The 25,467-nt window shown below is 69.6% G+C and carries 25 protein-coding genes; 15 read left to right on the top strand and 10 right to left on the bottom strand.

The genetic code is table 11. The annotated features are described in order from the left end of the window. Both miaA and AT699_RS04535 read left to right on the top strand, forming a co-directional pair. Positions 1-957 (top strand): tRNA (adenosine(37)-N6)-dimethylallyltransferase MiaA, encoded by a 957-nt coding sequence (miaA, locus tag AT699_RS04540; RefSeq protein WP_024067804.1) that lies wholly within the window; start codon positions 1-3, stop codon positions 955-957. Between the two features lie 84 nt (positions 958-1,041). After that, entirely contained in the window at positions 1,042-1,536 is a 495-nt protein-coding gene (locus AT699_RS04535; RefSeq protein ID WP_006388891.1) for a hypothetical protein, read from the top strand. A gap of 60 nt (positions 1,537-1,596) precedes the next feature. Here AT699_RS04535 and purM read toward each other — a convergent pair whose 3' ends face one another. Continuing rightward, positions 1,597-2,646 (bottom strand): phosphoribosylformylglycinamidine cyclo-ligase, encoded by a 1,050-nt coding sequence (gene purM / locus AT699_RS04530; protein WP_020925060.1) that lies wholly within the window; start codon positions 2,644-2,646, stop codon positions 1,597-1,599. Positions 2,647-2,962: 316 nt separating this feature from the next. Between purM and hda the strand changes: the two genes are divergently transcribed. Genes hda through AT699_RS04510 form a run of 4 tightly spaced genes read left to right on the top strand, consistent with a single transcriptional unit; the run spans position 2,963 to position 6,232 of the window. Then, positions 2,963-3,664, top strand: a complete 702-nt coding sequence (gene hda / locus AT699_RS04525; protein WP_006388889.1) for a DnaA regulatory inactivator Hda — start codon at positions 2,963-2,965, stop codon at positions 3,662-3,664. Next, positions 3,661-4,359, top strand: coding sequence for an HAD family hydrolase (locus AT699_RS04520; protein ID WP_024067803.1), 699 nt, complete (start codon positions 3,661-3,663; stop codon positions 4,357-4,359). The genes hda and AT699_RS04520 overlap by 4 nt, the downstream gene beginning before the upstream one ends. Continuing rightward, a complete protein-coding gene (gene pcnB / locus AT699_RS04515) occupies positions 4,360-5,745 on the top strand; it encodes a polynucleotide adenylyltransferase PcnB (RefSeq protein ID WP_020925062.1) in 1,386 nt (461 codons plus the stop codon). It abuts the gene before it with no gap. Positions 5,746-5,749: 4 nt separating this feature from the next. After that, positions 5,750-6,232: a 2-amino-4-hydroxy-6-hydroxymethyldihydropteridine diphosphokinase gene (locus AT699_RS04510; protein ID WP_020925063.1), complete on the top strand. Its 483-nt coding sequence runs from the start codon at positions 5,750-5,752 to the stop codon at positions 6,230-6,232. Between the two features lie 66 nt (positions 6,233-6,298). Here AT699_RS04510 and AT699_RS04505 read toward each other — a convergent pair whose 3' ends face one another. Genes AT699_RS04505 through AT699_RS04490 form a run of 4 tightly spaced genes read right to left on the bottom strand, consistent with a single transcriptional unit; the run spans position 6,299 to position 10,101 of the window. Beyond that, on the bottom strand, positions 6,299-7,195 hold the full coding sequence (locus AT699_RS04505) for a sugar kinase (RefSeq protein WP_006388885.1): 897 nt from the start codon (positions 7,193-7,195) through the stop codon (positions 6,299-6,301). Between the two features lie 55 nt (positions 7,196-7,250). Beyond that, entirely contained in the window at positions 7,251-8,084 is an 834-nt protein-coding gene (locus tag AT699_RS04500; RefSeq protein ID WP_035183801.1) for an HpcH/HpaI aldolase/citrate lyase family protein, read from the bottom strand. Then, entirely contained in the window at positions 8,081-9,274 is a 1,194-nt protein-coding gene (locus AT699_RS04495) for a CaiB/BaiF CoA transferase family protein (RefSeq protein ID WP_006388883.1), read from the bottom strand. Before AT699_RS04495 ends, AT699_RS04500 begins: the two co-directional genes overlap by 4 nt. Next, positions 9,271-10,101: an HTD2 family dehydratase gene (locus AT699_RS04490; protein ID WP_006388882.1), complete on the bottom strand. Its 831-nt coding sequence runs from the start codon at positions 10,099-10,101 to the stop codon at positions 9,271-9,273. Before AT699_RS04490 ends, AT699_RS04495 begins: the two co-directional genes overlap by 4 nt. Before the next feature lie 136 nt (positions 10,102-10,237). On the opposite strand from AT699_RS04490, the gene AT699_RS04485 reads away from it, so the two are divergent. Further along, positions 10,238-11,131 carry a LysR substrate-binding domain-containing protein gene (locus AT699_RS04485; protein ID WP_006388881.1) on the top strand — a complete coding sequence of 298 codons (894 nt, stop codon included), beginning with the start codon at positions 10,238-10,240 and terminating at the stop codon, positions 11,129-11,131. Positions 11,132-11,226: 95 nt separating this feature from the next. Here the strand turns inward: AT699_RS04485 and paaG are convergent, their stop codons facing one another. The 3 genes from paaG to AT699_RS04470 are packed head-to-tail and all read right to left on the bottom strand — an operon-like array spanning position 11,227 to position 14,358. Further along, entirely contained in the window at positions 11,227-12,027 is an 801-nt protein-coding gene (gene paaG / locus AT699_RS04480; protein WP_024067802.1) for a 2-(1,2-epoxy-1,2-dihydrophenyl)acetyl-CoA isomerase PaaG, read from the bottom strand. Then, positions 12,024-13,136: an acyl-CoA dehydrogenase family protein gene (locus AT699_RS04475; RefSeq protein WP_024067801.1), complete on the bottom strand. Its 1,113-nt coding sequence runs from the start codon at positions 13,134-13,136 to the stop codon at positions 12,024-12,026. Before AT699_RS04475 ends, paaG begins: the two co-directional genes overlap by 4 nt. A gap of 31 nt (positions 13,137-13,167) precedes the next feature. Next, positions 13,168-14,358: an acyl-CoA dehydrogenase family protein gene (locus AT699_RS04470; protein ID WP_006388878.1), complete on the bottom strand. Its 1,191-nt coding sequence runs from the start codon at positions 14,356-14,358 to the stop codon at positions 13,168-13,170. A gap of 195 nt (positions 14,359-14,553) precedes the next feature. On the opposite strand from AT699_RS04470, the gene AT699_RS04465 reads away from it, so the two are divergent. Genes AT699_RS04465 through AT699_RS04445 form a run of 5 tightly spaced genes read left to right on the top strand, consistent with a single transcriptional unit; the run spans position 14,554 to position 19,665 of the window. Continuing rightward, positions 14,554-14,952 carry a Zn-ribbon domain-containing OB-fold protein gene (locus tag AT699_RS04465; RefSeq protein ID WP_024067800.1) on the top strand — a complete coding sequence of 133 codons (399 nt, stop codon included), beginning with the start codon at positions 14,554-14,556 and terminating at the stop codon, positions 14,950-14,952. Next, positions 14,949-16,121: a thiolase gene (locus AT699_RS04460; RefSeq protein ID WP_024067799.1), complete on the top strand. Its 1,173-nt coding sequence runs from the start codon at positions 14,949-14,951 to the stop codon at positions 16,119-16,121. The genes AT699_RS04465 and AT699_RS04460 overlap by 4 nt, the downstream gene beginning before the upstream one ends. A 17-nt stretch (positions 16,122-16,138) precedes the next feature. Further along, entirely contained in the window at positions 16,139-17,659 is a 1,521-nt protein-coding gene (locus AT699_RS04455; protein ID WP_024067798.1) for a class I adenylate-forming enzyme family protein, read from the top strand. A 55-nt stretch (positions 17,660-17,714) separates the two neighbouring features. Next, positions 17,715-18,692: a Bug family tripartite tricarboxylate transporter substrate binding protein gene (locus AT699_RS04450; protein ID WP_024067797.1), complete on the top strand. Its 978-nt coding sequence runs from the start codon at positions 17,715-17,717 to the stop codon at positions 18,690-18,692. 19 nt (positions 18,693-18,711) lie between these two features. After that, a complete protein-coding gene (locus tag AT699_RS04445) occupies positions 18,712-19,665 on the top strand; it encodes an NAD(P)H-dependent flavin oxidoreductase (RefSeq protein ID WP_006388873.1) in 954 nt (317 codons plus the stop codon). 371 nt (positions 19,666-20,036) lie between these two features. Here the strand turns inward: AT699_RS04445 and AT699_RS04440 are convergent, their stop codons facing one another. Then, on the bottom strand, positions 20,037-21,020 hold the full coding sequence (locus AT699_RS04440; protein ID WP_024067796.1) for a Bug family tripartite tricarboxylate transporter substrate binding protein: 984 nt from the start codon (positions 21,018-21,020) through the stop codon (positions 20,037-20,039). Positions 21,021-21,338: 318 nt separating this feature from the next. Further along, complete coding sequence (locus AT699_RS04435) at positions 21,339-22,238, bottom strand: LysR family transcriptional regulator (protein WP_026382350.1); 900 nt, start codon at positions 22,236-22,238, stop codon at positions 21,339-21,341. Between the two features lie 148 nt (positions 22,239-22,386). Between AT699_RS04435 and AT699_RS04430 the strand changes: the two genes are divergently transcribed. Genes AT699_RS04430 through AT699_RS04420 form a run of 3 tightly spaced genes read left to right on the top strand, consistent with a single transcriptional unit; the run spans position 22,387 to position 25,395 of the window. Then, positions 22,387-23,301, top strand: coding sequence for an SDR family NAD(P)-dependent oxidoreductase (locus tag AT699_RS04430; RefSeq protein ID WP_006388870.1), 915 nt, complete (start codon positions 22,387-22,389; stop codon positions 23,299-23,301). A gap of 7 nt (positions 23,302-23,308) precedes the next feature. Further along, on the top strand, positions 23,309-24,169 hold the full coding sequence (locus tag AT699_RS04425; RefSeq protein ID WP_024067795.1) for a MaoC/PaaZ C-terminal domain-containing protein: 861 nt from the start codon (positions 23,309-23,311) through the stop codon (positions 24,167-24,169). After that, positions 24,166-25,395: a CaiB/BaiF CoA transferase family protein gene (locus tag AT699_RS04420; RefSeq protein WP_024067794.1), complete on the top strand. Its 1,230-nt coding sequence runs from the start codon at positions 24,166-24,168 to the stop codon at positions 25,393-25,395. The genes AT699_RS04425 and AT699_RS04420 overlap by 4 nt, the downstream gene beginning before the upstream one ends. Positions 25,396-25,467: the final 72 nt, after the last annotated feature.

Here is a 25,467-nt window from a genome sequence, read left to right as displayed (position 1 = left end):
TTGCCGGTGTCCACCCCTCCCCTCGTCATCTGCCTGGCCGGCCCCACCGCGGCCGGCAAGAGCGCATCCACCCTGGCGCTGGCCGAACGCTGGCCGCTGGAGATCGTCAACGTCGATTCGGCCACCATCTACCGCGGCATGGACATCGGCACCGCCAAGCCGTCGCCGGCCGAACAAGCGCAGGTGCCCCAGCATCTGCTGGATATCCGGGATCCGGCGCAGTCGTATTCGGCGGCCGAATTCCGCGCCGACGCGCTGCGCCTGATCGACGAGATCCGCGCGCGCGGCCGCATTCCGCTTCTGGCCGGCGGCACCATGATGTACTACAAGGCGCTGCGCGACGGCCTGGACGACCTGCCGCAGGCCGACCCCGCGCTGCGCGCAGAACTGGAAGCGCGCGCCGCCCGCGACGGCTGGCCGGCGCTGCACGCCGAGCTGGCGCGGCTCGACCCCGTCACCGCCGCGCGCCTGGCGCCCAACGACAGCCAGCGGATCCAGCGCGCGCTGGAGATCTGCCAGTTATCGGGCCAGCCCATGTCGGCGCTGCTCGGCCGCCAGCGCGCCGCCGCCGGCGACGACGACAACCGCTACCTGACCATCAGCCTGGAACCCTCGGAGCGCGCCGCGCTGCACGCGCGCATCGAACAGCGCTTCGACGCGATGCTGGCCAACGGCCTGTTGGAAGAAGTGCGCGGCCTGCATGCGCGCGCCGACCTGCACCCGGGCCTGCCGTCGGTGCGCTGCGTGGGCTACCGCCAGATGTGGGCCCATCTCGACGGCGAGATCAGCCTGGAGGAAGCCCGCGAACAGGGCATCGCCGCCACCCGCCAGCTGGCCAAGCGCCAGATCACCTGGCTGCGGGCCCAGCCCGAGCGCGTGATCGTCGACTGCCTGGCGGCCGACGCGGTGGCGCAGACCATCGACGCGGTGGCCGCGGCACTGGCCGACGCATCCTGACGCAAGAGGCTGCCTGCTTTCGCGCCTGACCTTTTCGCCGCAGCCGGCCCTTGCGGCAGCGCCTGACCACGGGATATCGAACGGATGGAAATCAACGAAGCGAACCAGTCTTTTGCCGCTGGACTGCGCAAGCAGGGCCAGGCCCTGATCAGTGAAATCCAGCGGTTGCTGCGGGAACGTCCGTTCACGCTGGAGGAGGGAGTTTCCAGGGAAACCGTGGACGCCATCCACTTCGAGTACGACTGGGAGTCGTTCACTCCCGTCGCGATTCCCCTGAACACACGCTCCGGCTACTGTGGACGGGGCCTGCGGCTGGCATTGCAGTACCCGTTGATTGCGCCCGATGTCGACGCCGCGTTGACCGAAGCCATGGACAACGAGGACGACGATTTCGGCGACGAACTGCGCGAAATAATGACGGAGACCTACCTCGCCTGGTTCCAGGCGGCCTGGCGCGACGCGCGGGACGCCAACCGGGAGGTGCGTGGCTTTCTGTCCGTTCACGACACCATCTGGCGCACGGACCTGGATACGGGAGAAGCATTCCGCGAGGACGCGGGCCGGGTCAAGTTCTTCTAGCCGGACTGCGAAAGAAAAACCCGCCACCAGGGCGGGTTGTTGATTGCGAGGCCGGCCGGCTCAGACCACCACGGTCTGGGGCATGCCTTCGGTCTGCGCGACGATCTCGCCCAGCTTGCTGACGGTTTCGCCCTGCTCGCGCAGCGTGGCGGCGATGGCGTCGGCCTGGGCCGGATCCACCACCAACACCATGCCGATGCCGCAGTTGAAGACGCGGTACATCTCGGTGTCCTCGACGCCGCCCTGCTCCTGCAGCCACTGGAACAGCTTGGGCATTTCCCAGCTGTCGCGCCGCAGGCGGGCCGACAGGCCGTCCTGCAGGATGCGCGGCACGTTGTCGAGCAGGCCGCCGCCGGTGATGTGGGCCAGACCCTTGATGGCGGTGCCGTGCTTGGCCAGCGCGGCCAGCACCTGCTTGACATAGATGCGGGTCGGGGCCATGACCACGTCGACCAGCGGCTGGCCGTGGAAATCGTCGTCGGGCTTGGCGCCGGCGCGTTCCAGGATCTTGCGCAGCAGCGAATAGCCGTTGGAGTGCGCGCCGCTGGACGCCAGGCCCAGCACCACGTCGCCGACCTTGATCGACTTGCCGTCGATGATGGCCGACTTCTCGACCGCGCCCACCGCGAACCCGGCCAGGTCGTATTCGCCGTCGGGGTACATACCCGGCATTTCGGCGGTTTCTCCGCCGATCAGGGCGCAGCCCGACAGTTCGCAGCCCTTGGCGATGCCGCCCACCACCGACGCCGCCGTGTCCACCGAAAGCTTGCCGCAACCGAAGTAATCCAGGAAGAACAGCGGCTCGGCGCCCTGCACCAGGATGTCGTTGACGCTCATTGCCACCAGGTCGATGCCGACGGTGTCGTGGCGGTTCCAGTCGAACGCCAGGCGCAGCTTGGTGCCGACGCCGTCGGTGCCCGAGACCAGCACGGGCTCCTTGTAGTTCTTGGGCACTTCGAACAGGCCGCCAAAGCCGCCGATACCGGCCAGCACCCCGGGGCGCATGGTGCGCGCCGCAAGCGGTTTGATACGGTCGACCAGGGCGTCGCCCGCGTCGATGTCGACACCGGCGTCACGGTAGGTCAGGGGAGCTTTGGGTTGATTCGTCATGAGAAATGCCGTGGGATATGTAACAATTGCTGGGAATTGGGGTGGAACGCCCTGCATTTTACGATGTTGCGGCCCGGTCCTGGCCAGCGCCCGGCGAAAGCCGCCAGCGGCGGGCGGGACGGCTCCGGCCCGGCGCGGCGCCATTTTGGCGCAAACCCAAGCCAGGCAAAGGGCTTGGACGCGACACCGGCGCCCCGGGTGGTTTAAAGTGTAGGGTTGGCCGATAGCGATTTTGCCAGTTTCTGGCGGGCAACGCCGCCGCCGGCCATGGGCTCACCCCGGAGCCTGGCTCTACCCGCCTGATCGATAACCTCTCATGAACCGCCAGCTGCTGCTCGACGTTCTTCCCGCGCCAGCGCCCTCGCTGAACAATTTCATCGCCGGTCCCAACGGAGAGGCGCTGGCGGCCGTGCGCACGCTCGCTCCCGGTCGCGCGCTGTACATCTGGGGCTCGGCCGGCTGCGGCCGCAGCCACCTGCTGCGCGCGCTGACCGCGCGCCCCGACGCCGTCTACATCGAAGCGGCCAACAGCGCCAACATCCTGCGCGTGCTGGCCGAGGCCGACTCCAAGTCGCCCATGCCCAAGTTCGTGGCGGTGGACGACGTGCACCTCATGGACGAGCACCGCCAGGCAGGCCTCTTTGCCCTGTACAACCGCTGGCGCGAATCGGCCGCCACCGGCCGCGCCTTCGCGCTGGCCGTGGCCGGCGACCGCTCGACGCTGTCGATGCCGCTGCGCGAAGACCTGCGCACCCGGCTGGGCTGGGACCTGGTGTTCCGCCTCGATCCCCTTTCCGACGCCGACAAGCTGGCGGCGCTGGCGGCCCAGGCGGCCGAACGCGGCCTGCACCTGGCGCCCGAAATCATCAACTGGATGTTGACGCACCACGAGCGCGACATCCGCAAGCTGGCGGCGTTGCTGGACGCGCTGGACCGCTACTCCCTGGCCACCGGCCGTCCCATCACCCTGCCCCTGCTGCGCGCCATGCTCGCAGACCCCGATTCGCAACGCACATGACCTCCCGACGTCTCGCCCTGTTCGACCTGGATCACACCCTGCTGCCGCTGGACAGCGACTACCAATGGGCCGACTACCTGGCGCGCACCGGCCGCGCCGGCGATCCCGCCGAGGCCCGCCGCCAGAACGACGACCTGATGGACCGCTACAACCGCGGCGAGCTCACCGCCGAGCAGGCAGCCGAGTTCATGCTGGGGCTGCTGGCGGCGCACGCGCCGTTCGAGCTGGCCGCCTGGCACGAGGATTTCATGGCCGAGGTCATCCGCCCGTCGATCACGCCCGCCGCGCGCGCGCTGGTCGAATCGCACCTGATGGCGGGTGATCTGTGCGCCGTGGTCACCGCCACCAACAGTTTCGTCACCGCCCCCATCGCCCGCGCCTTCGGCATCCCCCACCTGGTGGCCACCGACGCCGAAGTCCAGCGCGGCCGCTACACCGGCCGCATCCTCGGCACCCCCAGCTTCAAGGAAGGCAAGGTCGTGCGCGTCCACGACTGGCTGGCGGCCATGGGCCTGGGGCTTGCGGATTTCCCCGAATCGTTTTTCTATAGTGATTCGGTCAACGATGTCCCGCTGCTCGAAAAGGTGACCCGCCCGATCGCCGCCAACCCCAGCCCCGCCCTGCGCGCCATCGCGCAGGAACGCGGCTGGCAAGTGATCGATCTGTTCGACCACGTCATGGATGCCAAGTCCTAAATGATCACCGAAACCATAAAAAAATTCGTCGGCCGACTGTTCGCGCCGGCAGCCCGGGGGCCTTTGCGCATCGGACGCGACAAGCACGGCATCGACCGCCGCAACGTCTCGCGCCACGCCATCAAGGTATGCGAGGTGCTGCGCCAGCACGGCTATGAAGCCTATATCGTCGGCGGCGCGGTACGCGACCTGATCGTCGGCCTGGAACCCAAGGACTTCGACGTCGCCACCAACGCCACGCCCGAGCAGATCCGCCCGCTGTTCCGCCGCGCCCGCATCATCGGCCGCCGCTTCCAGCTGGTGCACGTGGTGTTCGGCCAGGAAATCATCGAGACCTCCACCTTCCGCGCGCCCGCCTCGGAAGACCAGGAAACCGACGCGCACGGCCGCATCCTGCGCGACAACGTGTTCGGCACGCACGAGGAAGACGCGGCGCGCCGCGACTTCACCATGAACGCGCTGTACTACGACCCGCACAACGAGGAAGTCATCGACTTCCACAACGGCGTGGCCGACCTGAAAAAGCGCCAGATCCGCATGATCGGCGACCCGGCCAAGCGCTACCGCGAAGATCCGGTGCGCATGCTGCGCGCGGTGCGTTTCGCCGCCAAGCTGAACGGCACGATCGACCCGGCCACGCGCCAGCCGATCCGCACCATGGCCGACCTGATCGAGAACGTGCCGGCTTCGCGCCTGTTCGACGAGATGCTCAAGCTGCTGACCTGCGGCCACGCCATGGACTGCCTGCGCCAGCTGCGCGCCGACGGCCTGCACAACGGCCTGCTGCCGCTGCTGGACGTGGTGCTGGAACAGCCGGGCGGCGAGCACTTCGTGGAACTGGCGCTGGAACGCACCGACGCCCGCGTGCGCGCCGGCAAGACCATCAGCCCCAGCTTCCTGTTCGCCGCGCTGCTGTGGCAACAGGTGGAGGTGCGCTGGAAGCAGCTGCGCGCCCAGGGCGAACACACCATCCCGGCGCTGTCGCAGGCCGCCGACTCGGTGCTCGACGAGCAGACCGAGAAGCTCGCGATCCAGCGCCGCTTCTCGTCGGACATGCGCGAGATCTGGTTCATGCAGCCGCGCTTCGAGCGCCGCATGGGCAAGACCATCTTCCGCATGATCGAGCAGCCGCGCTTCCGAGCCGCCTGCGACTTCCTGCAACTGCGGGCCGCCGCCGGCGAGTTCGACAGCGTGCTGGCGCAGTGGTGGATGGACCTGGCCAACGCCGACGACGCCACCCGCGCCGACATGATCGAGGAAGTCTCGCGCCTGCCGCGCGACGCCAGCGACGGCCCGGCGCCATCGGCGCGCAAGCGCCGGCCGCGCCGCCGCTCGTCCTCGCGTGGCGCGGGCAGCGCCGCGGGCAGTGCCGGCGGCGCCGAATAAAGCCATGGCCGCCCCCGTGCGCGCCTACATCGGGCTGGGCGCCAACCTGGGCGACAGCGCGGCAACGTTGCGCAGCGTGCTGGCCGAGCTGGCCGCCACCGACGGCATCATCGCGGTGACGGCCTCGCCGTTCTACCGCACGGCGCCGGTGGACGCCACCGGCCCGGACTTCGTCAACGCGGTCGCCGCGCTCGACACCACGCTGGCGCCTCTCGACCTGCTGGATCTGCTGCAGGCGCTGGAATTGCGCCATGGCCGTGAGCGGCCCTATCGCAACGCGCCGCGTACCCTCGACCTGGACCTGCTGCTGCATGGCGACGCCGCCATGGCGCATGAGCGCCTAGTCCTGCCTCACCCGCGCATGCAGTTGCGCGCTTTCGTGCTGCGTCCGCTGCGCGACCTGGCGCCGACGCTGACGCTGGCCGGCCGCGGCCTCGACGCCTGGCTCGGCGACATCACCGACCAGCCGATCGAACGGCTGGACTGAACAGCGCCTGGCGGCACGGTTGCCGCCGCCTTCCTGATTACCTTGAAGATCGGCCCTGCGGCCGCGTCACGCCTTGGGCGCGAACGCCAGCATGGCGCGTTCGACGTCGTCCACGCCGGGCAGTCCGGCCTCGTTGCCCAGGTGCTGGATCTTGTGCGCCGAGGCGGCGCGGGCGAAGGTGAAGTGTTCCTGCCAGGCCAGCTCGGGCCGGTTGACGTACGACCAGACATAGGCGCCGTGGAACACGTCGCCTGCGCCGGAGGTATCGATGATGCGGTCGGCCGGCACGTCCAGCGACGGCAGCGTGTCGACCGCGCCGGTTTCGTCGTACCAGAGCATGCCGCGCTCGCCCAGCGTCACCGCCCCGATGCGGCAGCCTCGCTGTTTCAGCAGGTCCAGCAAGCCATGCGGCGACAGGTCCAGCTGCTCGCACATGCGTTCGGCGCAGACGGCCACGTCGATGTGGCGCAGCAGTTCGTCGGTGTTCTCGCGCACGCCGCCGCCATCGAGCGAGGTCAGGATGCCGGCCTGGCGGCAGGCGCGCGCATAGTGCAGCGCGGCGTCGGGCTGGTGGCCGTCCAGGTGCAGCGCGCGGTAGCCGCTGACGTCCAGGCGCGGGAAATCGTTCAGGTAGTCGGCATCGCGCGCCCGCACGATGGCGCGCTTGCCATGGTTGGGCATGATGAACGACAGCGACGAGCGCCGCACCTGGCGCCCGTGCAGCGTGACGCCGTGCGCGGCCGCCATGTCGGTGTACATGTGGCCGAGCCAGTCCGGCGCCAGCGAGCAGATCAGGTCGGGCTTCGTGCCCAGCCTGCCGCAGGCGAACGCCGCGGTGACGGCATTGCCGCCGAACGACACGGCGTAGTCGCGCGCCACGCTTTTCTCGTCGCCGGTGGGCCATTCGTCGGCCAGCACGGTGACGTCGATGTAGGTATGCCCGATGAAAAGCGCTGCACTCATGAGACCGTCCGCGGAAAGGGTTGCCGGATTGTAGGCCGGACAACGCCGGACGGGATCAACCGGCGCTGGCTTCGCCGGCCTGCGCCAGCACGCGGCGGGCGCGGGTGATGACGGGCGCGTCCACCATCTTGCCGTCGAGCATGAAGGTGCCGGTGGCCTTGTCGCGATGCGCGTCGACCACGCGGCGGGCCCAGGCCAACTCGGCCGGATCGGGCGCGAAGGCGGCGTGGATCACCGGCACCTGCGCGGGATGGATGCACAGCATGCCGCCGAATCCCATCTGCAGCGCGCGCGCGGCGGCGGCGGACAGGCCGTCCTGATCCTCCACGCCCGGGAACACGCCGTCCAGCGCCGGCGCCAGGCCGGCGGACCGGGTATGCAGCAGCACCTGCACGCGGGCCTGGTCCAGCACGGTCTCGGCGCCGGCCGTGTCCGGCGCCACGCCCAGGTCCAGGCCATAGTCGAGGCTGCCGAACGCCAGCCGCGCCACGCCGGGCGTGCCCGCGACCTCGGCGGCGTTGAGGATGCCGCGCGCGGTTTCCAGGATGGGAATGACCGGCAGCCCGGTCTGCGCCACGTGGCGCACCTGCGCCAGGCTTTCGGCCTTGGGCAGCAGGATGCCGGCCACCGCGGGCTTGCCGCGGCAGGCCTTCAGGTCGTCGTCGTGCCACGAGGTGGAGGCGTCGTTGATGCGCACCCAGACCCGCGCCTGCGGCTGGGTGCCCAGGAAGTCACAGAGCGCTTCGCGCGCCGAGGCCTTGGCCAGGTGCTCGACCGCGTCTTCCAGGTCGACGATGACGGCGTCGGCGCCGCTGGCCAGGGCCTTGGGGATGCGTTCGGCACGGGAGGCCGGCACGAACAGCGCGGTACGAACGACGGAATGCATCACACCACCTCCGAAGCATGGAATCGCGCCACCTGTTCGGGCGCGTATCCCAATGATGCTAGCACCGCATCCGTGTTCTCGCCCACGGCGGGCACCGCCGCCATGCGCGGCGCGAAGGCGTTGCTGCTGGCCGGCGGCAGCAGCGCCGGCAGCGTGCCGGCCGGGCTGTCGACCTGGCTCCAGCGATCGCGCGCCCGCAATTGCGGGTGGGCCCAGACCCCGGCCATGTCGTTGACGCGGGCGTTGGCGATCTGCGCGTCCTCCAGCCGGTCGGTGACCTGCTGCACGCTGAGGTCGGCGAAGGCCGCCACGATCAGCGCGCGCAGGGCCTCGCGGTTGGCGGTGCGCAGCGAATTGGTGGCAAAGCGCGGGTCCTCGGCCAGTTCGGCCTGGCGCAGCACCTGGGCGCAGAACACGCGCCATTCGCGTTCGTTCTGCAAGCCCAGCATGATGGTGTTGCCGTCGCCGGTGGGGAACGGGCCGTACGGGTAGATCGAGGCGTGGGCCGCGCCGGCGCGCACCGGCGGCTTGGCGCCCTCGAACGCGTAGTACATCGGGAAGCCCATCCACTCGACCATGCTTTCGAGCATGGAGACGTCCAGGCGGCTGCCCAGGCCGGTCTTCTGGCGCAGCAGCAGCGCGTTGAGGATGGCGGAATAGGCGTACATGCCGGCCGAGATGTCGGCGATGGAGCAGCCGGCCTTGACCGGGTCGTCGGCGGTGCCGGTGACCGACAGGAAGCCGCTTTCGCTCTGGATCAGCAGGTCGTAGGCCTTCTTGTCCTGGTAGGGACCGCCTTCGCCATAGCCGGAGATGTCGCAGACGATCAGGCGCGGATACTTGGCGTGCAGCGCCTCGAACGACAGCCCCAGGCGCGCCGCGGCGCCGGGGGCCAGGTTCTGCACCAGCACGTCGGCCTGTTGCAGCAGGCGTTCCATGATGTCGCCGGCTTCGTCGCGCTTGAGGTCCAGCGTCAGGCTTTCCTTGGAACGGTTGGTCCAGACGAAGTGCGACGACAGGCCACGCACGCGCTCGTCGTAGCCGCGGGCGAAGTCGCCCGCGCCGGGGCGTTCGATCTTGATGACGCGCGCGCCCATGTCCGCCAGCTGGCGGGTGCAGAACGGCGCGGCGATGGCGTGCTCGAGGCTGACGACGGTGATGCCGTCCAGCGGGCGGGGGGCTGGCGTGCTCATGCGGTGAACCTCAGTTCGGCCTGGTGGGCCAGCGTGCCGTCCTGCTCGGCCCAGAGCCGGGCCAGGCCCGGTTCCTCGACCCGGCCGGCCACCTGGAAAGGCGTGGGTGAAATCAGCGGCCGCAGGCCGCGGTACGACAGGTGCGTGGGACGCGCGCCGGGGTGGGCGCGCAGGAAGGCGGCGACCATCTCGGTGGCGATCAACGGGCCGTGCACCACCAGGCCCGGATAGCCTTCGGTGCCGGTGACGTAGGGATGGTCGTAGTGGATGCGATGGCCGTTGAAGGTCACGGCGGAATAGCGGAACAGCAGCACCGAGGTGGGTTCGATGGTGTCGCGCCACTGGGCCTGCGGCGCCGGCTCGGTGCCGGTGAGCTTGGGCGGCGTGGGCTGGCGGTAGACGATGTCCTGCTCTTCCAGGATGGCCACCTCGCCGTCCTGGCGGTATTCGTGGCGCACCGTCACGAACAGCAGCGCGCCGGTGCGGCCGGCCTTTTCCTTGACGTCGGCCACCACCGAGACCCGTTCGGCCGGCACGCCCACCCGAAGCGGCTGGCGGAATTCGACGCGGCCGCCGGCCCACATGCGGTTGCGGTCCTGCGCCGGCGGCAGGAAGCCGCCGCGAGCCGGGTGCCCATCCGTCCCCAATCCGTCGGCCGCGACCGTGCTGATGAAGAACGCCCACTGCCACAAGGGGGGCAAGGGATCGCCCACGGCGGGCGCGGGGCCGCCCAGCGTGGCGGCGATGCGCGCCGCATGGCCAGGGTCCAGCGCGTCCGCCTGGCGCTCGCCGCTGCCGATCCAGCCGGCCGGGTCTGTCGATGTCATGCCGATATTCCTTTGGTAAATGTCCTGGCGGCTAGCATCCCGCATGGCGCGGGCGCTGTGAATTCATTTTTACTCAAGGCCGGGTTTGGGGCGCCTGAATCGTGCGCCCGGCGCCGGCCGCCGTAATATAGGCGCCATGCACTTCGATCTCGCCGACCTCCGCCTTTTCATCCACATCGCCGAATCCCCCAGCCTGACGCAGGCCGCCAAGCGGGCGCACCTGTCGCTGGCCGCCGTCAGCGTGCGGATCAAGGCGCTGGAGAACCAGCTCAATACCCGCCTGTTGTACCGCGACAGCCGCGGCGTGGAAATCACCCCGGCCGGCCAGCGGCTGTTGCAGCACGCGCGGGTCATCATGCGCCAGGTCGATCACCTGAAGCACGACTTCCAGGAACAGGCCGACGGCGACGCCGGCCACATCCGCATTTTCGCCAATACCACGGCAGTGACGGAATTCATGCCCGACATCCTGGCGCGCTTCCTGGCGGGCCACCCCGGCGTCACGGTCGACCTGCAGGAACGCCTGACCCGTGACATCGTGCGCGGCGTGCTGGACGGCACCACCGACCTGGGCATCGTCGCCGGCCCGGTCGACGCCCCTGAATTGCAGACCATCCACTTCAGCACCGACCGGCTGGTGCTGGTGGTGCCCAACGGCCACCCCCTGCAGGACCAGGACAAGGTCAAGCTGGCCGACGCGGTGCGCTATCCGTTCATCACCATGCATGAGGGCTCGACCCTGGTGGCGTTCCTGCGCGACCAGCTCGAGCGCATCGGCCAGCGCCTGCCGCAACGCATCCAGCTTTACAGCTTCGATTCCATCTGCCGGATGGTGCAGGCGGGCGTCGGCGTCGGCGTGATCCCGGATTCGGCCGCGCGCCGCTACGGCGCGGAGATGAAGCTGCGCGTGGTGGAGCTGGACGAGCCCTGGGTGGTGCGCGAACGCAAGCTGCTGGTGCGCGATATCGACGCCCTGCCCGGCTGCGCCCGCGAACTGATCGAACAGATCCGGCAGCCGGCGGCCGCGTGACGCGCTGGCGGCGGGAGGCGCCCCAGCCGTCCCGCGCGCCGCGATGCCACGTCCAGCAGGCTGTTCACACGACAAGGAGCCTCGCGCCGCGGGCCCTAGCGTCCGGTGAACGCCGGCGCGCGCTTCTGCGCAAAGGCGCGCATGCCTTCCAGGTAATCGTCGGTGTAGCCCAGTTCGCGCTGCAAGGCGCATTCCAGATCGAACTGCTGCGCCAGCGTGTTGCCGCTGGAGGCATGCAGGGCGGCCTTGGTGGCGGCATAGGCGCGGGTGGGTCCGGCCGCCAGCGTGGCGCGCACGTCGGCCAGGGTTGCCGCCAGCGCCGCGTCCGGCACGACGCGCCAGATCAGCCCCCACGCCTCGGCCTGGCGCGCGCTGACGGCCTCGCCGAACAGAGCCGCGCCCATGGCCCGCGCCGTGCCCACCAGGCGCGGCAGGAACCAGGTGCCGCCCGCGTCCGGCAACAGGCCGATCTTGCTGAAGGCCTGGATGAAGCGAGCCGACTCCACCGCGAACACCACGTCGCACGCCAGCACCAGGCTGGCGCCTGCGCCGGCCGCGACGCCGTTCATCACGCACACCACCGGCGCCGGCAGCGCGCGCAGCCGCATGATGAGCGGCTTGTACAGCTTTTCCAGGTTCTCGCTCAGGTCGCGGCGCGAGCCGTCCTCTGCCGGCTTGCGCTCGCCCAGGTCCTGGCCGGCGCAGAAGCCGCGGCCGGCGCCGGTCAGGATCACGCCGCGCAATCCGGCGTGCGCTTGCAGCGCGTCCAGCGCCCGCGCCAGTTCGGCGTGCATGACCGCGGTGAAGCTGTTCAGGCGCTCGGGGCGGTTGAGCGTGATGACGCCCACGCCCTGCTCCAGGGTGAACGTGATATGGGTATAGTCGGCGGCGCTCATGCCAGTTCCTCCAGCACCGCCAGTTGCTCGGCGCTGTCGCCCAGCAGCAGGTCCGCGACCGTCAGGCGCTTGAAGTAATCGCCGACCTCCAGTTCGTCCGTCATGCCCATGCCGCCGTGCAGCTGCACCGCCATCTGCGCCACCAGCCGGCCGGCGCGCGCGGTTTCGAGCTTGGCCGAGGCCAGCATGCGGCGGCGCTGCGCCGTGTCCGCTTCGGTCAGCGCGGCCACGGCCACATAGGCCATGGACAGCGCCAGTTCCTTGGCCACCAGCATCTCGGCCAGGCGATGCTGCAGCGCCTGGAACGCGGCCAGCGGCTGGCCGAACTGCTTGCGCGTCTTGAGATAGTCGACGGTGATCTCCAGCAACCGTTCCATCGCGCCCGCCGCATGGGCGCACAGCGCCGCCGTGCCCCATTGCAACGCCTGCGCCAAGGCCGCGTCGGCCGCCTCGCCTTGCGCCAGCAGGGCATCGGCGCCCAGCGATACGGCATCGAAATCGAGCCGGGCGCAGCGCGCGCCGTCCAGCGTTGGCGTATCGGTGACGCGCACCCCGGCGGCGTCCGCCGGCACCGCCAGCAGCAGCGTGACGCCGTCTTCCCCGCGCGCGCTCACCAGCCAGGCGTGGGCCGCCGCGCCGTGCCACACCAGGTGCTTGGCGCCATCCAGCCGCCAGCCGTCGCCGCTGCGCGTCGCGCGGCAGCCCTCGGGATCGGCCTGATAGCGGCGCCCGGGTTCCTGGTAGGCCACGCTGACCACCTTGTCGCCCGACGCGATGTCCGGCAGCCAGCGGTCACGCGCCTTGTCGTCGCAGGCGCCGATCAGGGCCGCGCCCATCACCGCGCTGGGAATCACCGGCTCGGCCACCAGTCCGCGCCCCAGCTCCAGGTGTACCGGCAGCAGGCTGGCCGGCACTTCGCCAAAGCCGCCCGCTTCTTGCGGGATGTTCAGGCCCAGCACGCCCAGCTCGGCCAGCGCGCTCCAGGCCGCCGGATCGAGCCGGCCCGCGGCCTCGCGGGCGCGGCGCTGCGGGCGGGTCCATGCCTGGTCCACCAGGCGGCGCAGGCTGTCGGCCAGCATGCGCTGTTCTTCGGTATAGAGGAAATCCATGCGTCGTGTTCCTTGCGGATGCGGGCCGGGCCTACAGGCCCAGCACCAGGCGGGCGATGATGCCCTTCTGCACTTCGGTGGTGCCGCCGTAGATCGAGGTCTTGCGCATGTCGGCATAGCCCGCACCCGAGGCCGCCGCCATCTCCGGGCCGGGGCCGTGATAGGCGGCATCGGCCAGCATCCATTCGGGATCGTAGGGCCAGGCGTCGGGACCGGCGATTTCCATCTGCAGCATGGCCAGGTCCTGCTGGATCTCGGAACCCCGGATCTTGAGCACCGAGGCCTCCGGGCCGGGCGTGCCGCCGTTGCTTGCCGCCACGCGCAGCAGCAGCATTTCCAGCGCCATGATGTCGACCTCGATGCGCGAGATGCGGTCGCGCATGCGGCTGTCGGCCAGCAGCGGCCGGCCGCGCGAAGTGGCGCGCGCGGCCATGTCCTTGAGGATGCCGAGTTCGCGATGGCAATGGCCCAGGCCGGCGATGCCAGTGCGCTCGTGGCCCAGCAGGTACTTGGCGTACGTCCAGCCCTGGTTCTCCTCGCCCACCAGGTTGGCCACGGGCACCCGCACGTTCTCCAGCCAGACCTCGTTGACATCATGGCCGCCGTCGAGCGTGCGGATCGGGCGCACGGTCACGCCCGGCGCGCGCATGTCCAGCAGCAGCATCGAGATGCCGCGCTGGGCGCGCGCGTCGGGATCGGTGCGCGCCAGGCAGAACATCCAGTCGGCGTACTGCGCCAGCGTGGTCCAGGTCTTCTGGCCGTTGACCACGTATTCATCCCCATCGCGCACCGCGCGGGTCTTGAGCGAGGCCAGGTCCGACCCCGAGCCGGGCTCGGAATAGCCCTGGCACCACCAGTCCTGCACCCGCGGCATGCGCGGCAGGAAGCGCGCCTGCTGCTCGGCGCTGCCGTACTTCATCAGCACCGGGCCGATCATGGACAGGCCGAACGGCAGCAGGCGCGGCGCGCCGGCCTTGAAGCATTCCACTTCGAAGATCAGCCGTTCCAGCGCGTTCCAGCCGGTGCCGCCGTGTTCGACCGGCCAGTTCGGCGCGCCCCAGCCCTGGTCGGCCAGGATGTTGTGCCAGCGCACGTAGTCGTCGCGCTCCAGCCGCTGATGCCGGCGCACCTTGTCGCGGATGTCCCGCGGCAGCCGATCGGCGGCGAACGCGCGCACCATTTCGCGGAACCGGATCTCCTCCGGCGTCCAGGTCAGATTCATGGCCTACCTCCTTTGGCGGCTATCTAGCCATGCCGACCCGGCGCCGGACAATCTGCGGTTGCGGAAGACCGCCTTTTGCCTCGGTGTAGGGCACGGGCACTACGGGCCGGCAAAAGGCCTGCTTCAGCAATGAAGAATGGCTCCTGCCGGCGCCAGCCCCGACACTGGCGGCTCATCCATCCGAAACCGTATGCCATGACCGCAACCGACCCATCCGCCACCGAAGGCGTCGAGGCGCAATACCGCCAGGCGCTCGACCAGGGACGCTTCCAGATCCAGCACTGCGACGCCTGCGACCGCGCCGTGTTCTATCCCCGCATGATCTGCCCGCATTGCGGCGCGGACCAGTTGTCCTGGCGCACGCCGGACGGGCGCGGCACGGTCTATTCCACCACCACCGTGCGGCGCAAGCCCGAGGCGGGCGGCGACTACAACGTGGCGCTGGTCGACCTGGCCGAGGGCGTGCGCCTGATGAGCCGGGTCGAGGGCGTGGCGCCCGACGCCGTGCGCATCGGCATGGCGGTGCGGGCCCAGGTGGCCGTGACGGAAGGCCGCGGCCTGCTGGTCTTTGTTCCCAACAAGGAGGCGCAATGACGCTGAACGATCTGCGCGGCGCCGTCGCGGTGGCGGGCGTCGGCCATGCCGGCCTGGGCCAGGCCAACGGCTACACCGAAATGGAAATCCTGGTGCAGGCAGCGCAGCGCGCCGTGGCCGACGCCGGCCTGTCGATGCGCGACATCGACGGCATCTGCACCGCCAGCGTGGCCGCGCCGATGTGGGCGATGCCGGTCATCGAGCACCTGGGCATCCGCCCCAGCTTCATCGACAGCACCATGCTGGGCGGTTCCAGCTTCGTGGCGCACCTGCTGCCGGCGCTGCACGCGCTGGCCTCGGGCCAATGCAACGCGGTGCTGGTCTGCTATGGCAGCACCCAGCGCACCTCGACGCTGAGCCGCGCCGAGATCGGCCGCGTGCGCAAGCAGTTCGATCCGCAGCCCTACGAGACGCCGTACGAACCGTTGAGCCCGCTGTCGTCGTATGCGCTGGCCGCGGCGCGCCACATGCACCAGTACGGCACCCGCCGCGAACACCTGGCGCAGGTCGCGCTGGCCGCCAACCAGTGGGCCCAGCTCAATCCCGAGGCGCAGTTGCGCGAGCCGGCCACGCTGGAGCAGATCCTGGCCGCGCGCATGGTGTCCGATCCCTTGAGCGTGCGCGATTGCTGCCTGGTCACCGACGGCGCCGGCGCCTACGTGCTGGTGCGCGCCGACCGCGCCCGCGACCTGCCGCGCCCGCCGGTCTACGTGCTGGGCAACGCCACCGCCGTCTGGAACCGGCAGATCTCGTCGATGGAAGACCTGACCGTCACCGCCGCCAGCGTATCGGGCCGCCGCGCCTATGCCATGGCGGGCGTCTCGGCCCAGGACATCGACGTGGTCGAGCTGTACGACGCCTTCACCATCAACACCCTGCTGTTCCTGGAGGACCTGGGCTTCTGCGCCAAGGGCGAGAGCAAGGACTTCATCGCCGGCGGCGCCATCGCGCCCGGCGGGCGGCTGCCGGTCAACACCAACGGCGGCGGCCTGTGCTGCGTGCATCCGGGCATGTACGGCGTCTTCATCATGATCGAGGCCGTGCGGCAGCTGCGTGGCGAGGCCGGCGCGCGCCAGGTGGCCAACGCCGAACTGGCGCTGGTGCACGGCAACGGCGGCACGCTGTCCAGCCAGGCCACCGCCATCCTCGGCACCGCCGCCACGCTTTGATTCCGACCGCAGCAACCATGTCGCACGCCGAACCGCTCACCCGCATCCACCAACTGCTGGCCCGCCAGGCCGGCAGCCAGCCCGACGCCATCTGCCTGTACGAGGAAGGCGGCGGCATCCTGACCTATGCGCAACTGTGGCAGCGCGCCCGCGATGCGGCCGACTGGCTGGCAGCGGCGGGCGTACGGCCGGGGCATCGCGTGCTGATGGTCGGCGAGAACTGCGCCGCCATGATCGCCGCGTTGTTCGGCTGCGGCATCATCGGGGCCTGGCCGGTTGGCGTGAACGCGCGCTTGTCGGCGCGGGAAATCGCCGCCATCAGCGCCCACGCCCAACCCGAGATCACGCTCTACACCAGCGGGGTTTCCGGCGCCGCCGCCGCCCATGCCGACGCGGCCGGAGCGCAACCCGCCGATGCCGCCGCCTGGGGGCCTGGCATACGGGCACGGCGCGCGGATTCTCCGACCCAACCCGAAACCGGCGCCCCGGCCGCCGAGGTCGCCACCGTGATCTACACATCCGGCACCACCGGCGCGCCCAAGGGCGTCATGGTGCCGCACCGCGGCCTGCTGCACTTCGCCGGCGTCTCCGCGGCGTCGCGCCGCCTGACGCCCCGGGACATCGGCTACGCCGCCCTGCCGCTGTCGCACATCTTCGGCATCGCCACCGTGCTGATGGCGACGCTGCATGCCGGCGCCAGCCTGGTGCTGCGCAGCCGTTTCGATCCCGAGGATGCCTTCAAGGCGCTGGCCCACCCCGGCGTCAGCATCCTGCAGGGCGTGCCGACCATGTTCAACCGCATGCTGGCGGCCGCGCCGCCTCGCGCTGAATTGCGCGCCCCGGCGCTGCGCTATCTCTACACCGGCGGCGCGGCGCTCGACCCCACGCTCAAGCGCGACGCCGAACGCTACTTCGGTATCGCCATGCACCACGGCTATGGCATCACCGAGTACGCCGGCTCCATGTTCATCACCGACATCGATGCGCCGCCGACCGATTGCAGCGCCGGCTACGCGGTGGATGGCGTGCAATTGCGCATCGGCCGTCCCGACGCCGACGCGCCGCGCCCGGGCGAACGCGGCGACATCCTGATCCGCGGCCCCGGCGTGATGCTGGGCTACTACCGCGACCCGGCGCAGACCGCGCAGGCGCTGCTGCCTGGCGGCTGGCTCAACACCGGCGACATCGGCTACCTGGACGACCGCGGCGCGCTCTACATCGCCGGCCGCTCCAAGGACCTGATCATCCGTTCCGGCTTCAACGTCTACCCGATCGAGGTGGAGGCGGTCATCAACGCCTTTCCCGGCGTGCGCCTGTCGGCGGTGGTGGGCCGCCCCACCGAGGACCACAACGAGGAAGTCATCGCCTTCGTCGAACCCCTGGCCGGCGCGCGCCTGGACACCCATCTGCTGATGCTGCACCTGCGCGCCCAGCTGGCGCCGTACAAGCGGCCGGCGCAGATCCACTGCATCGACACGATTCCCACCACCGTCAGCGGCAAGATCCTCAAGCAGCCGCTGAAAGAAAGGCTGGCGTAGGCGCGGCCCCGCTGTTCCGCTCCGCGACCGGCTCATTCCACAAGGAGACATGAGCGTGAACATCAAGACCCTGCTCGCCGCGGCCGCCGCCGTGGCGGCCATGGCGACCGGCGCCAGCGCCGCCGCCGACAGCGCCTACCCCGACCGTCCCATCCGCCTGCTGGTGGGCTACGCCCCCGGCGGCCCCGTGGACACCACCGCGCGCGTCTTCGCCAAGTACCTGGGCGACAAGCTGGGCCAGGCGGTCGTGGTCGAGAACCGCGCCGGCGCCAGCGGCATGATCGCTTCCGACGCCACCGCCAAGGCGCCGCCCGACGGCTACCTGCTGGGCTTTGCCGCCAGCCCCACGCTGACCATGTCGCCACTGGTCCAGCGCAGCACCCTGTTCGATCCACGCAAGGATTTCTCGCTGATCGGCCTGGTGGTCGACTACGCCAACGTGCTGCTGATCGGCCCGCAGGCCCCGGCAAAGAGCGTGGGCGAGCTGGTCGACTACGCCCGCGCCCATCCCGATGCCGTGTCGTTCGGCTCGGCCGGCATCGGGGCGTCGAACCACCTTTCGGCCGAACTGCTGAAGAAGCAGGCCGGCGTGCCGATGCTGCACGTGCCCTATCGCGGCAACTCGCCGGCGATGATGGACGTGGTCAGCGGCAAGATCACCTTCATGTTCGACATCACCAGCACCGCGATTCCGTTCATCAAGAGCGGCAAGGCGCGCGCGCTGGCGGTCACCTCGCGCACCCGCAACCCCGAGCTGCCCGACGTGCCCACCATGATCGAGGCCGGCATGAAGGACTACGAGGTGGTCGGCTGGTATGCGCTGGTCGGCCCGCGCAAGCTGCCCGACGCGGTGCAGGCGCGCCTGAAACTCGCGCTATCCGAGGTATCGAAGGACCCCGCCTTCCGCCGCGCCATGACCGACGGCGGCTACACCATCAACAGCGGCGACGCCGCCGCCCTGCAACAGCGCATCGACCGCGAATATGCCCTGTGGGCCGATGTGATCAAGAGCGCCAACATCCAGGCCAACTGACCCCGACCGGAACCCGCCCATGACGCCATCCGCACTGCGCGCGCAGACCCGACTGCCCATCATCGGCGCTCCCATGTTCCTGGTCTCCGGCCCGGACCTGGTGGCGGCGCAATGCGGCGCCGGCATCATCGGCACCTTCCCCTCGCTCAACGCCAGGCCGCAGGAACAATTGCACGACTGGATCAACCGCATCGAAGAACGCCTGGCCGCCGCCCGCCGCGCGGATCCGCGCGCGCGGGTGGCGCCCTACGGCGTCAACCTCATCGTCCACCCCAGCAACGCCCGCTGGCAGGGCGACCTTGCCATCTGCGCCGAGCGCCGCGTGCCCCTGGTGATCACCTCGCTGCATCCGCCCGAAGCCGTGGTGCGCGCCGTCCATGCCTACGGCGGCCAGGTCTACCACGACGTCACCACGGTACGCCACGCCCGCCGCGCCCTGGATGCCGGCGTCGACGGCCTGATCCTGGTCTCCGCCGGCGCCGGCGGCCATGCCGGCCGGCTCAACCCGATCGCCCTGGTCAACGAAATCCGTGCCTTTTACGACGGCCCCCTGGCCCTGTCCGGCTGCATCAGCCACGGCAAGGACGTCCTCGCAGCCCAGGCCCTGGGCTGCGACTTCGCCTACATGGGCACCCGCTTCATCGCCACCCGCGAATCCCTGGCCAACGACGCCTACCGCGAAATGATCCTGCGCGCCCAGGCCGCCGACGTCACCTACACCCCGTACTTCTCGGGCGTGCCCGCCAACTACCTGAGCGAGAGCATCCGCGCCGTGGGCCTCGACCCCGCCCGACTTCCCGATTACGATGCCCCCCCGCCCAACCTCGACAAGAACACCCGGCCCAAAGCCTGGAAAGACGTCTGGAGCGCCGGCCAAGGCGTGGGCGCCGCGCAGGAAGTCCTGTCGGTGGCCGAACTAGTGAACCAACTGGAAACGGAATACCAGGAAGCCAAGACCGCGCTGCTGCGCTGACGCGCTGACGCGCACTCACCCCCCAGCGCGCCGCGTCATCCCAAACCGCAAGACACCACGTAGGCCTCAAAAGGCCGCCCGCGCGGCCGCCTTGACGCGGGCCCCGCAAGCTACTCCAACCCCACGCCGAAGATGGCCAAAATGCCAAGAACACCCCCCTCCCCAACCCGCGTCGCTGAGTCACATCGCGAGCGTGTGCGGGGGCAGGCGGGGGACGGCGGGGCGTGTAGATGCGCCCGGCGGAAACCGTAGGGAGCCGAAGGCGTACGAGGTTGAGCCCGGGGCAGTCCGGAGCGAACGCTCCGGACCGCAATCGTAGCCCCGCCGTCCCCCGCCTGCCCCCGCACACGCGTCTAAAGAACCCAAAAGCCCTACTCCAATTTGACCCCCGCCTTCTTGATCACATCCCGCCACTTGGCCACCTCGCCGCGCACGAACGCCCCAAACGCCTCCGGGCTGCCGGGCTTGGGTTCCGCCCCCGCCGCCACCATCGCCTTGGCCGTCGCGGGATCCGACAACACCTTCACCATGTCCGCATTGACCCGCGCCACGATGTCGGCGGGCGTCCCCTTCGGCGCCAGCACCCCGCTCCACGAGTACGCCTCGTAGCCTGGCAACCCAGACTCGGCGATCGTAGGCACGTCCGGCAACATGCTCGACCGCGTCGGATTCCCCACCCCCAACGCGCGCACCTTGCCCGTCTTCAGATGCGGCACCGCCGACGGCCCGTCCGCGAACATCACCTGCACCTGCCCTCCCAGCAGATCCTGCATCGCCGGCGCGCTGCCCCGGTAAGGAATGTGCTGGATCTTCACGCCCGCCATCGCATTGAACAGCTCGCCCGCCAGATGCGTGCCGCCGCCCGTTCCGGAGGAACTGAACGACAGCTTGCCCGGATTCGCCTTGGCATAGGCGATCAGTTCGCTCACCGAAGTCACCGGCAACGACGGGTTCACCACCAGCACGATCGGAAACACCGCCGCCATGCCCACCGGCACGAAATCACGGTTGATGTCGTAGGTCAGGTTGTCCCGCAGGCTCGGCAGCACCGCGTGATGGATGGAGGCGAAGAAGAAGTTGTAGCCGTCCGGCTCGGCCTTGGCGGCGAACTGCGCGCCAACGATGCCGCCGGCGCCCGAGCGGTTGTCCACCACAGTAGGCACCGACCACAGGTGGCCCAGCGGCTGCGCGGTGAACCGCGCGGTGGTGTCGACCGGACCGCCGGCCGGAAACGGCACGATGAAGGTGACGGCGTGGCCGGGCCAGGCAGCGGCGCGGGCGAAAGTGGGCAGCAGAGTCGTGGCGCACGCAGCGCCCAGCCCCGCGATGACGCGGCGGCGTTGGGGATTTAGCAAGGCAGTCTCCTGAGTCGTTCTTGTCGGTGGCGCGGCCGCAAACCACACCGGAACAACGCGGTGCTTGCCGCCTGCCGGCCCCATTTTTCTACTGTCCGCGCATCAGGCGCGGCCGGGGCTTTTTTTATTATTTGCCGCGCGGCCGCTTTTGCCGCTACATATTTTCAAAAGCCCCTCTTTCGCCGCGATGCCGTGTTCGCTGATCGGACACTATCGCAGGTCCGATGTGGCGCCACGGCGACGGCCATGCGGACCGTCAAGCCGTCAGGACGGGCGGAACACCGCGTTCGCCGCGGCATGACACCGCGCCCGCCGCGGCTACTGTCCCCGCGCCGCGCGCTGCACGTGCTCGATGAAGCACTCGGCGAAGCTCGGCAGGTCGCGGCCGCGCTGGCGGCACAGCAGGCGGTCGCGCAGGGCCCAGGGATCTTCCAGTTTCAACACGTGCAAGGCATCGGGCCGGCTGTAGCGCGCCGCGCAGGCGCGCGGCACCACGGCGATGCCGGCGCCGGCCTCGACCATGCGGCACACGGCCTCGAAACTGCCCACGTGCACGCGCTGGCAGATGCGCTTGCCCAGGCCGCTGGCGATGTCCTCCAGGAAGGTCTGGATGGCGCTGTCGGGATGGATGCCGACGAACTGGTAGGCATCGATCAGGTCGGCGAAATGGGCCGACTTCGACGCCGCCAGCGGATGGTCCAGCGCCGTGACCACGGTGAGCTCATCGCGGAACAGCGGCGTCACATCCAGGCCCTCGACGTCGATGTTGCCGGCCACCAGCCCCAGGTCGCCGGCGCCCGCGCGGATCGCGATGACGATGTCGCCCGAGATCTTCTCTTCCAGCTCGACGTCCACGTCGGGATTCTCGGCCAGGAAGGTCGACAGCGCGTCCGCCAGGAAGGAATTGGTGGCGGTGGTGTTGGCCAGCAGGCGCAGCCGCCCCTTCAGGCCGCTGGCGTAGGGCTGCAGGTCGGCGTTCAGGCATTCGAGCTGGCGGAACACCGCGTTGGCGTGCTTGAGCAGCACCTCGCCGGCCGGGGTCAGCGCCACGCCCGTGGCCATGCGCACCAGCAGCCGCGCCTTGAAGGCCTCTTCCATGTGCTTGACGCGCGCGCTGGCGGCGGGCAGCGACAGGAAGGTGCGTTCGGCCGCGCGGGTCAGATTGAGCGTTTCCCCCACGTTCACGAATAGCCGCAGGTCAGTCAGATCATGTCTCATGTTCCACCACACAGAAGGGGGGCATTTCTAATTTTGAATTCTTCGAATGCCGTGACGACCATACCATGGGGCAACCCCGTAAACCATACGGTTTGACGCGGAACTGTTTCCCACGCGGCGCGCGCCGCGGCATCTGGAGTAAGCCCCAATGAGCGGTATTGTTTCCGGCAAGGTAGTGGTCGTTACAGGCGCGGGCGGCGGCATCGGCCGCGGCATCGCGCTGGCCATGGCGCAGGCGGGCGCCAAGGTGGTGGTCAACGACATCGGCGTCTCGCTCACCGGCGAGGGCGGCGGCGAAGGCCCCGCGCAGGCCGTGGTGCGCGAGATCGTGGCGGCGGGCGGGCAGGCCGTCGCCAACACCGACAGCGTGGCAGCCTACGACAGCGCCAGCCGCGTCATCCAGACCGCCATCGACGCCTTCGGCCGCATCGACGCGGTGGTCAACAACGCCGGCAACCTGCGCGACCGCGTGTTCCACAAGATGAGCGAGGAGGAATGGCGCCAGGTCATCGACGTGCACCTGAACGGCTCGTTCTTCATGAGCCGCGCCGCCGCGCCGTATTTCCGTGAACAGGAGTCGGGCGCCTTCGTGCACATGACTTCCACGTCCGGCCTGATCGGCAATTTCGGCCAGGCCAACTACGCCGCCGCCAAGCTCGGCATCGTGGCGCTGTCCAAGTCGATCGCGCTGGACATGGCGCGCTACAACGTGCGCTCGAACTGCATCGCGCCGTTCGCCTGGAGCCGCATGACCAGCTCCATTCCCGCCGAGACCGACGAGGAGAAGGCGCGCGTCGAGAAGCTCAAGAAAATGGAGGCCAACAAGGTCGCGCCGATGGCCGTGTACCTGGCCAGCGACGCGGCCAGCGCCATCACCGCGCAGGTGTTCGCGGTGCGCGCCAACGAGATCATGCTGATGAGCCAGCCGCGGCCGCTACGCACCGTGCACTACAGCGAGGGCTGGACGCCCGAACTGATCGGCGAGATCGCCGTGCCCGCCATGCGCAAGCACTTCTACGCGCTGGAGCGTTCGCCCGACGTGATCGACTGGGACCCCATCTGAGACCGCCATGCCGCTCGACTACGCAACCGTGAAGCACTGGCGCTTCGACGACGTGCGCCAGCACTACGACGACAAGGACACCATGCTGTATGCGCTGGGCATCGGCCTGGGACAGGATCCCGAGGACACCCGGCAACTGCGCTACGTGTACGAAAAGGACCTGCGCGCCTTTCCCACCATGAGCGTGGTGCTGGGCTATCCGGGCTTCTGGATGAGCGACCCGCGCGCCGGCATCGACTGGGTCCGGCTGGTGCATGGCGAACAGCGACTGGCGGTGCACGCGCCGCTGCCCACGTCCGGCACCGTGATCGGCAGGAGCCGCGTTACCCACGTGATCGACAAGGGCGCGGACAAGGGCGCCATCGTGGTCACCGAACGCACGCTGCACGACAGCGCCGGCACGCGCCTGGCCACCTTGCGGCAAAGCACCTTCTGCCGCGGCGATGGCGGCTTCGGCCAGGGCGACGCCAGCCCCGAGCCGCTGCCCGCCGCGCCGCAGGGCGAGCCGGAGCACCGCTGCGAACTGCGCATTCCGCCGCAGGCGGCGCTCCTGTATCGCCTGAACGCCGACCGCAATCCGCTGCACGCCGACCCCGAGGTCGCGCACCAGGCCGGCTATCCCAAGCCGATCCTGCATGGACTGTGTTCCTACGGCGTGGCCGCGCACGCGCTGGTGAAGACCTGGTGCGACTACGACGCCTCCCGCCTGACCCGGCTGGATGCGCGATTCTCCGCGCCGGTCTACCCGGGCGAAACCTTGCAATGCGATATGTGGCGCATGCCGGACGGCCAGATCCGCTTCATCGCCCGCGCCGTCGAACGCGACATCATCGTCATGAGCCATGGCGCCGCCGAGGTGCAATCATGACGCGCCCGCCCGCATTGGACGGCATCCGCGTGCTGGACCTGTCGCGCATCCTGGCAGGCCCGTGGTGCACGCAGAACCTGGCCGACCTGGGCGCCGACGTCATCAAGATCGAGCGCCCCGGCGTCGGCGACGACACCCGCGCCTGGGGCCCGCCCTTCCTGAAGGACGGCAATGGCGTCGACACCAACGAATCCGCCTATTACCTCAGCGCCAACCGCAACAAGCGCTCGGTCGAGGCCGACATGGCCACGCCGCATGGCGCGGCGCTGATCCGCGAACTGGCGGCGGTCAGCGATATCCTGGTCGAGAACTTCAAGGTCGGCGGGCTGGCCAAGTACGGCCTGGACTATGCCAGCCTGAAGGCCATCAATCCGCGCCTGATCTACTGCTCGGTCACCGGCTTCGGCCAGGACGGGCCGTTCGCGCGCCGCCCCGGCTACGACTTCATGATCCAGGGCATGGGCGGCCTGATGAGCATCACCGGCGAACGCGACGACCTGCCCGGCGGTGGACCGCAGAAGGCCGGCGTGGCGGTGACCGACATCGTCACCGGCATGTACGCCACCGTGGCGATCCTGGCGGCCTTGCAGGAACGCCACCGCAGCGGCCTCGGCCAGCACCTGGACATCGCGCTGCTCGACAGCCACGTGGCGCTGCTGGCCAACCAGAATTCCAACTACTTCAATTCCGGCGTGGCGCCGACGCGCGCCGGCAACGCGCACCAGAACGTGGTGCCCTACCAGGTCTTCGCCGCCAGCGACGGCCACCTGATCGTGGCCACCGGCAATGAATCGCAGTACCGCGCCTATTGCGCGGCGATCGGCGCGCCGGAGCTGGGCGACGATCCGCGCTTTGCCACCAACCGGCTGCGCGTGACCAACCGCGACGAACTGGTGGGGATGCTGGCCGCCATCATGCGCCAGGGCCGGCGCGACGACTGGATCGCCAAGCTGGAAGCCGTGGGCGTGCCCTGCGGCCCGATCAACAACATCGCCCAGGCTTTCGCTCACCCACAGGCGCAGGCGCGGCAGCTGCGCCGCGACCTGCCGCATCCGGGCGGCGGCGTGGCGCCGGTGACGGCCAGTCCGTTGCGCTTTTCGGATTCGCCGGTGGTGTACCGGCGCGCGCCGCCGCTGCTGGGGCAGCATACGGAGGAAGTGCTGCGCGAGGTGCTGGGGAAGTCGCCGCAGGCGATTGCCGCGTTTTTCAAAAATCAGGCCGGCTAGCTGTCTGATTTTCTCCAGACCGATTTTTACTTTTCCTCCGGCAATCCTTAGAGTCCTCCCAATCAATAGGGA

The organism is Achromobacter xylosoxidans (genome assembly GCF_001457475.1).
Taxonomy (GTDB): domain Bacteria; phylum Pseudomonadota; class Gammaproteobacteria; order Burkholderiales; family Burkholderiaceae_B; genus Achromobacter; species Achromobacter xylosoxidans.
Note: the sequence above shows the minus strand (reverse complement) of the source record. Positions and strands in the feature narration are given on the sequence as shown.